The organism is Streptomyces sp. GC420 (genome assembly GCF_009916105.1).
GTDB lineage: Bacteria > Actinomycetota > Actinomycetes > Streptomycetales > Streptomycetaceae > Streptomyces.
Window position 1 is genome coordinate 22,971 of record NZ_JAAAXQ010000044.1, and the last position, 7,705, is coordinate 30,675.

The 7,705-nt window shown below is 74.1% G+C and carries 5 protein-coding genes; 1 reads left to right on the forward strand and 4 read right to left on the reverse strand.

Annotated features, from left to right (window positions below):
* Positions 1 to 71: 71 nt before the first annotated feature.
* From rocD to GUY61_RS08590, 3 genes are all read right to left on the reverse strand, one after another.
* The gene (rocD, locus tag GUY61_RS08580; protein WP_166629474.1) at positions 72 to 1,307 is read right to left on the reverse strand and encodes an ornithine--oxo-acid transaminase; all 1,236 of its coding nucleotides are present in this window, start codon (positions 1,305 to 1,307) and stop codon (positions 72 to 74) included.
* Positions 1,307 to 2,110 carry a dimethylargininase gene (ddaH, locus tag GUY61_RS08585; RefSeq protein WP_166629478.1) on the reverse strand — a complete coding sequence of 268 codons (804 nt, stop codon included), beginning with the start codon at positions 2,108 to 2,110 and terminating at the stop codon, positions 1,307 to 1,309. Before ddaH ends, rocD begins: the two co-directional genes overlap by 1 nt.
* Positions 2,111 to 2,244: 134 nt before the next feature.
* On the reverse strand, positions 2,245 to 2,760 hold the full coding sequence (locus GUY61_RS08590) for an Lrp/AsnC family transcriptional regulator (RefSeq protein ID WP_166629475.1): 516 nt from the start codon (positions 2,758 to 2,760) through the stop codon (positions 2,245 to 2,247).
* 149 nt (positions 2,761 to 2,909) lie between these two features.
* Between GUY61_RS08590 and GUY61_RS08595 the strand changes: the two genes are divergently transcribed.
* Positions 2,910 to 3,869, forward strand: coding sequence for a threonine/serine dehydratase (locus GUY61_RS08595; RefSeq protein WP_166629479.1), 960 nt, complete (start codon positions 2,910 to 2,912; stop codon positions 3,867 to 3,869).
* On the opposite strand, the gene GUY61_RS08600 is transcribed toward GUY61_RS08595, so the two are convergent.
* Positions 3,835 to 7,705, reverse strand: a 3,871-nt coding sequence (locus tag GUY61_RS08600) for a substrate-binding domain-containing protein (RefSeq protein ID WP_166629476.1), incomplete at its 5' end; no start/stop codon positions are given. The genes GUY61_RS08595 and GUY61_RS08600 overlap by 35 nt on opposite strands.

The following is a 7,705-nucleotide window of genomic DNA, read 5'->3' on the forward strand; positions in this document are numbered from 1 at the left end:
GAGGGCGTCCGCGCCCCCCCGTGCCCCGCGGCACGGGGGGCGCGGGCGGTGCGGCAACGCGCCGGTACCGCTCAGCCCAGCAGCACCCGCTCCAGCGAGTCGAGGGCGGAACGCAGTTCGTCCTCCGTGACGGTCAGGGGCGGAGCCAGTCGGATGGTCGAGCCGTGGGTGTCCTTGACCAGGACGCCCTCGCGCATCAGCCGTTCGCTGATCTCGCGGCCCGTGCCGATCGACGGGTCGACGTCGACGCCCGCCCACAGCCCGCGGGAACGGAAACCGGTCACACCCTTCCCGGTCAGCCCGGCGAGACCCTCCCTCAGTACCTCCCCGAGTGCGGCCGCGTGCTCCTGGAACTCACCGGTCTCCAGCAGCGCGACGACGGCCGAACCGACCGCGGCGGACAGCGGGTTGCCGCCGAAGGTGGAGCCGTGCTCGCCCGGCCGCAGCACCGCCAGCACCTCGCGGCGGGCCACAACCGCCGACACCGGCACGATGCCGCCGCCCAGGGCCTTGCCCAGCAGCAGCATGTCGGGCAGCACGTTCTCGTGCTCGACGGCCAGCGTGCGGCCGGTGCGTCCCAGCCCCGACTGGATCTCGTCCGCGACGAACAGGCAGTCCGCGCGCCGGGTGAGTTCGCGTACACCGGTGAGATAGCCTTCGTCGGGGATGATGACGCCCGCCTCGCCCTGGATCGGCTCGATCAGCACGGCGGCCGTGGTCTCGTCCACGGCCGCCTCCAGCGCGGCCAGGTCGTTGTACGGCACGACGCGGAACCCCGGCGTGAACGGACCGAAGCCGGCGCGGGCGGTCTCGTCCGTGGAGAAGCTGACGATCGTCGTCGTACGGCCGTGGAAGTTGCCGTCGGCCACCACGATCGTGGCCCGGTCCCGGGGAACGCCCTTGACCTCGTACGCCCACTTGCGGGCCACCTTGATGCCGCTCTCCACCGCCTCCGCGCCCGTGTTCATCGGCAGCACCATGTCCAGACCGGTCAGCGCGGCGAGGCCCTCGGCGAAACCGGCGAGCCGGTCGTTGTGGAAGGCCCGGGAGGTAAGGGTGAGCCGGTCGAGCTGCCGGTGCGCGGCCTCGATCAGCGCCGGGTGGCGGTGCCCGAAGTTGAGCGCCGAGTAGCCGGCCAGCATGTCCAGGTAACGGCGGCCCTCGACGTCCTCGACCCAGGCTCCCTCGGCGCGGGCCACGACCACCGGCAGCGGGTGGTAGTTGTGCGCGAGGACCGGGGCCTCGGCCCCGATCAGCTCCGCCGACGAACGGGCGCCGTGCGTACGGTCGGTCTGGGCGATGCTCATCAGCGGATCTCCTGCGTGCAGCACTTGATGCCCCCGCCGGCCTTGTGGAACTCCGACAGGTCGACGGGGACGGGGACGTAGCCGTGGTCGGCGAGCCGGCCGATGAGACCGGTGGCGCCCGGCGAGACGAAGACATGGCGGCCGTCGGACACGGAGTTGAGGCCGAAGGCCATCGCGTCGTCCCGGTCGGCGAGGACCGCCCGCGGGTAGAGCCGCTTCAGCACCTCCCGGCTGCCGGGCGAGAACGCCTCCGGGTAGTAGGCGATGTTCCCCCCGTCCTCGTCGTCGAGGACGAACAGCGCCGTGTCCAGGTGGTAGAAGTACGGGTCGACCAGCCGCAGTCCGACCACCGGAAGACCGAAGAACTCCTGCACCTCGTCGTGGGCCGCCCGGCTGGTGCGGAACCCCCACCCCGCCAGGACGAACCGGCCCGCCGGCACGAGGTCGCCCTCGCCCTCGCACACCGACTCCGGCCGGTGCACCTCGAACCCGGCCGTCTTGAACCAGGTGTCGTACGCCGTGGACTCGGGCCGGCGCTCGGGCGCGTGGAAGTTCGAGCCGAGGACCCGCTCGCCGACGACGACTGCGGCGTTCGCGGCGAACACCATGTCCGGCAGACCGGGGACCGGGTCGGCGTGCTCGACGGCGTGGCCGTGGTCGAGGTAGGCCCGGACCAGGGAATCCCACTGGGAGCGGGCCAGCGCGTGATCGACCGGGGCCGCGTCACGCATCCACGGATTGATGGCGTACCGCACATCGAAGTATCTGGGCTCGCAGACCAGGAAACGCCGCGGGCGCGGCACACGACTGGGCACGTAAGGAATACCTCCGCCTCGGGGACTCACCGTCGAATGCCTCAAAGGTAGGAAGCGGGCACTGACCGCGACAAGCCGGAAGCGCTGCGTGTGCGCGCACGATTGCTGCGTGAAAACCCTGCTTAGAGCAGGTTCGCTGCGCCGTCGGGGGAAGGCGGGGGCGCGGGCTCGTGCGCACCTGCCTCCGGGCTGTCCGGCAGCAGATGGGACAGCACCATGAAGCTGATCGTCTTGCGGATGAAGGGCTCGGCCCGGATGCGCTCCAGCACCTCCTCGAAGTGCTCCACGTCGGTGGCCCTGACATGCAGCAGCGCGTCCGCGCCACCGGTCACCGTCATGGCCGCCGTGATCTCCGGATAGTTGCGCACCACCTCCGCGAGCCGCCTCGGCGGCGCAGCGCTGTCGCAGTACACCTCGATGTACGCCTCGGTGCGCCACCCGAGCGCGGCGGGCCGGACGGTGGCGGTGAAGCCGGTGATCACATCCGTCTCCCGCATCCGGTCCACGCGGCGCTTGACCGCGGTCGCCGACAGTCCCACGGCCGAGCCGATCTCCGAGAAACTCGTCCTGGCGTTCGCGATGAGCGCCGCGACGATCTTGCGGTCCAGCTCGTCGAACGGGACGCCCTTCGTCGTCATGGTCACCGGTCCTTCCCTTCGCCGCCACGGTCCCCGTCCCGCACCGGCGGGGCTCCGTGAGGGAAGGGTCCCACGCCACGGCGGCGTACGATGACCGGGCGCCGCGGGCGGTCGGCGACGCTTCGGGAACGGTGACGGAGGAGCATGTGCTGATCACGGTCGCGGACGTGGAGAGCGCGGCCCGGCGGATCGCCGGACATGTCGTGCGGACGCCCACGGTGGCGAGCCCCGGCCTGTCCGGGCTGCTGGGCGTCCCGGTCACGGCGAAACTCGAACTGCTGCAGCGGACGGGGTCCTTCAAGGCCCGCGGCGCGACGGCGAGACTCCTCACGCTGAGCCGGGCGGAGCGCGAGGCCGGCGTGGTCGCGGTGAGCGGCGGCAACCACGGCATCGGCGTGGCCGTCATGGCCGGGGCGCTGGGCGTCAGGGCGACCGTCGTCATGCCGCGCACCGCCCCCGCCCGCGCCGTCGAGACCGCCGAGGCCGCCGGGGCCAATGTCGTCCTCGCCGACACCATGGACGGCGCCTTCGCACTCATGGACGAGCTCCAGGCCAAGGGGCTCACCCTGATCCACCCCTTCGACGACCCCGTCGTCGTCGCGGCCCAGGGCACGGTCGGGCTCGAACTCGCCGAGGACGCAGGGGAACTGACCGACGTGATCGTCAGCATCGGCGGGGGTGCGCTGATCTCCGGCATCGCCACGGCGCTGCGCGCACGGCGTCCCGGCGTGCGGATCTGGGGCGTCGAGACCGAGGGCGCGCGGGCCATGTCCGCGGCGCTGGCCGCGGGCGGTCCCGTCCCCGTCGAACTGACCTCCGTCGTCTCCACGCTGAGCGCCCCGAGCGCCTCGCGGCTCACCTACGAGCATGTGTCGGCACTGGTCACCGACGTCCTCACGGTCACCGACGCCGAGGCCGTGCGGGGCACCCTCGACCTTGCCGAGCACGCCAGGCTGTGGGCCGAGCCCGCCGCCGGCTGCGTCCTTCCGGCGGCCCGGCAGGTCCTGGAGCGCGTCGGCGAGGACGCCCGGCTCGGCCTGGTGGTCTGCGGGGGCAACGCGAGCGTCGCCGACGTCACGTCCTGGACCGACCGCTTCGGCCTCCGCTGACCGTCTCGCCGCCGGGAATGCCAGGAGTGCCCGAAGCGTCCGAAGGGTCCGGGCCCCCGGGACCGCCGGTACCTCCCGGACCCCCCGTGCCGCCCGGGTTGCGCGAGGCATCCGCGCCGTCCGGACCGTTCGCGCGGTCGGCGCTGCCGGGACCCTCCGTGCCGTCCGCGAGGTCCGCGACCGCCGGTGCCCCGGCCACGGCACCGGTCCCGGCCACCGCACCGGCTCCGGCAGGGGAGCCGGCTGCGGCCGCGCGGTAGGCGTGCGGAGACACGCCCGTCACCTTGCGGAACACCCGGCTGAAATAGGCCCGGTCGTTGAACCCCGCCGCCCGGGCCACAGCCTGGATGCTGTCCCCGCCGCTCCGCAGCGCTTCCCCCGCCCGCCGCACCCGCAGGCGGATCAGATAGTCCCACATCGTGAGCCCGAACCGCTGGTGGAACAGCCTGCCGAGGTGGTCCGCGCTGATCCCGACGCTCTGCGCGACCTGCCAGCGGGAGACGTTCTGCCGGTAGTGCTCCTGGAGGTAGACGAGCGCGTGGTTGACCGGGCCGCCGCCCCGCTGGTGCCCCGTCCCGCCGGGCCGTGTCATCCACGTCAGCAGCCGGGCCGTCTCCTCGTCCGTGAGGACGTCCCGGTTGAGGAGCACCAGCCCCGGGTGGGCCTGCGCACGGTGCGCGTCGGCGAGGGTGAAGCCCTCCCGGCTGAGGACCAGCACCGGGCGGTGCTGGCCCTCGGCGGTCACCCGCATCCGGTCCACGACGTCGAAGGCGTCCATGTCGGGCAGCGCCCGCTCCATGACGACCAGGTGCGGGTGCTCCTCACCCACCAGCGCCAGCGCGGACACCCCGTCGGACACCGTACGCACCGGCCGGTCCGGCATCCCGGCGGCGACCAGCCGCCGCATCCGTTCCCGGTCGTGCGGGCAGCCGTCCACGACGACCACCGGATCGGTCAGCCCCGCCGGGCGCAGCGCGCTCAGTGTCTCCGCCAGACCGGCACCCGAGGCACCGAACAGGAGAAAGGGCGTCGAGCGCAGCGCCGCGTGATCGTGCAGCCGCCGCGCCGCCCGCCATTCCTCCTGCGTGGCTCCCGCCACGTCCCACACCACGGCCGCGGGGGTCCGCTCCGCGACGACCGCGGTCAGGTCGTCCTCGGGGCCGACGCGGCGCAGCCGCAGCCCGTACTGGCCCGCCAGCGCGCGGACGTCGTCGCCCGGGTTGCGGCCGGTGACGACCAGCAGGGCGTTGCCGGGGGTGACGGCCGTACCGGACGTGCCCTGCGGGGTGGGCAGCGGCAGTTCCACGACCAGTCCGGCGTGCCGTGGCCCCCGGTCCACCGTGAGCGAGCCCCCGTGCAGCATCACCAGCCGCCGCGCGGTGGCGAGTTCGATGCCTCCTCCCGGGGCTCCGCCCGGCCACGGCTCGGGCGGCCGGTCGGTGGTGGCCGTGACCGTGACCCGCACCGATACGGGGGAGACCCGGGCGGCCAGGACCGCACGCCCGTCCGCGCCCGCGTAACCGGCGGCCGTCGTCAGCAGGTTGTCGACGATCTGCCGCAGCCGCCGCCGGTCGGCCGGCACCGGGGGCAGCCGCGCGGGAAGCGCCGGAGTCCACCGCACCCCGTCCGGTGGCACCGCCGGAAGGGCCGCGAACGCCTCGCCCAGCACGGGCAGCGGGTCGATCAGCCGCCGCCTCAGGTCGAGGTCGTTGCTCTCGGCCCGGGACAGGTCCAGCAGATTGTCCACGAGCCGCAGCAGCCGTTCCGCGTCGTGGTGCACGAGCGGGTGCGACGCGCCGCCGCCGGGCCCCTCGCCGGTGCGCCGGAGGATCGCCTCCAGCGGAGTGCGCAGTTCGTCGGTGATGTTGGCCAGCAGCCGGGTCTTGAACGTACTGGCCTGCTCGGCGGCGTCCCGTGCCCTGCGCACCTCGCCGAACAGGCCGATGCTCTTCAGCGCCGCGCTGATCTGGTCGCCGAGCGCCCGGTAGAGCGCGCCCCGGCGCTCGGCGGCGGGCCCGGTCCCCGACTCGAAGACCGCGAAACCGAGTTGCTCCTCGCCGATGTGCAGCGGCTCGACGACGAGGGTGAAACGGTCCGGCCCGGGCAGCAGTTCGTCCGGCAGGAGCATTTCGGGCGCGGTGAGGACCAGGGGACCGGCGGAGGCGGACCGCCCGTCGGACGGGCGGTCCGGCGGCGGGAGGGGGCGCGCCGGGCCCCGTACCACCGCGTCGCCGCGCCGTCGCGGTGTCGCGTAGAGCATCAGCCGACAGCGCGGGAGCCCGTCGGCACCCATGTGGCGCTCCAGGGTCGCGGACAGCCCGTCGAGATCGACGACCTGCGCGAGCGCCGTGCCGAACTCGCGCAGCCTGCGGGCCTCCTGGGCCTCCGCCCAGCGCTCGTACTCGACCACGCGGTGCGACTTGTCGGCGACCATCAGCCGGGCCTGCGCGAACAGCCGCTCGCCCTGGGCGCGGCAGGGCCCCGGCAGGCGGGCGAGCGCCGGTCCGCGCGCCCGTAACAGCGCACCGTCCCAGCGTGAGGCGGCCTCGGTGGTGGTGACATGACGGGCGATCAGCTGCTCGAGGGCGGCGAGGAACGACAGTCCCGTGGGGGCACCGGCGACGCGCCCGCCGCCGTCCGTGCCGGCGATGCCGGTGTCGCGGCACAGGGCCGCCGCCAGTTCCCGCGCGCCGTGGGGAAGTCCGGCGAGGGCCTGGCCGACGGCCTCGGCGTCCGGTGCCCGCGGACTGTCGTGATCGCCGTGCCTTTCGTGACCCGCGTGACCCGCGTGACTTTCGTGGCCTTCGTGACGCTCGTGACTGCCGCGGCCGGTGGCCCCGCCGGTTCCGCCGGGCTTCTCGTCCCGGTCCGGTCCGCCCTGGGCCACCAGCGGCGAGTGGCAGCCGCAGGAGCGGCGCACGACCAGGGCGCCCGGGACGGCGGTGCCCGTCGGCGCGGCGGCGCCGCGCAGCCGGGCCACCAGGGTGTCCACGGCCAGGGCACCCAACTCGGCGAACGGCAGCGAGACCGAGGTCAGCGGTGGGTCCGACAGGCGGGCCTCGGGGGAGTCGTTGAACCCGACGACGGCGACGTCCTCCGGTACCCGGACGCCCCGTTCGGCCAGGAAACGCAGTACGTCGGCGGCCAGGACGTCGCTGCACGCGACAACGGCGTCGAAGTCCCGGCCGGGCAGCAGTCCGCGCACGTCGAGCAGCACCCGCATCGCCGCCGCCCCTGCACCGGCCGTGAAGTCGACCGCGGCGCCGATCCGGGAACGTTCCAGCGGCAGGCGGTACCGAGCCAGCGCGTCGGTGAACGCTCCGAAGCGTTCGCGCGAGACGGGGTTCGTGAGCGGGCCCCGTACGCACGCCAGCCGGCGGCGCCCGTGCTGGGCCACCAGATGACCGACGGCCTCCCGCATGCCCGCCGAGGAGTCCAGCCGCAGCGTGTCGTGCCCGTCGAGCGCCCGGTTGAGACTGACCACCGGCAGCCGGCCGAGCATCCGCAGAAACCGCTGCGCGCGTTCCGAGGAGGCGGGCAGGCACAGGGTGGAGCTCCAGCATACGAGGCCGTCGAGCCGCGCGGGGCCGATGAGTTCGTACAGCGCGCCGCGGGGGCCCTCGGGCTGCAGGGGGCCGCCGGGGTAGCACACCAGGTTCACGTCGTGGCGTTCGGCGGCCCTGAGCGCGCCGGACCACAGGGTCGCGCCCACTCCCAGGTGAATGTTCGCGGTGGCCAGCCCGATGGTCAGCCGCCGGGCCGGGGAACCGGCTGCCGCTCCGGTCCTCCCCGTCCCCGTGCCGGTCGTCCCGGTTCCGGTGTCGTCCGTCCCGACC

What these genes read in the sequence shown, in the direction of transcription:
- rocD (WP_166629474.1), bottom strand. Translation starts at nt 1,307, where the DNA reads ATGAGCATCGCCCAGACCGACCGTACGCACGGCGCCCGTTCGTCGGCG.
- GUY61_RS08590 (WP_166629475.1), bottom strand. Translation starts at nt 2,760, where the DNA reads ATGACGACGAAGGGCGTCCCGTTCGACGAGCTGGACCGCAAGATCGTC.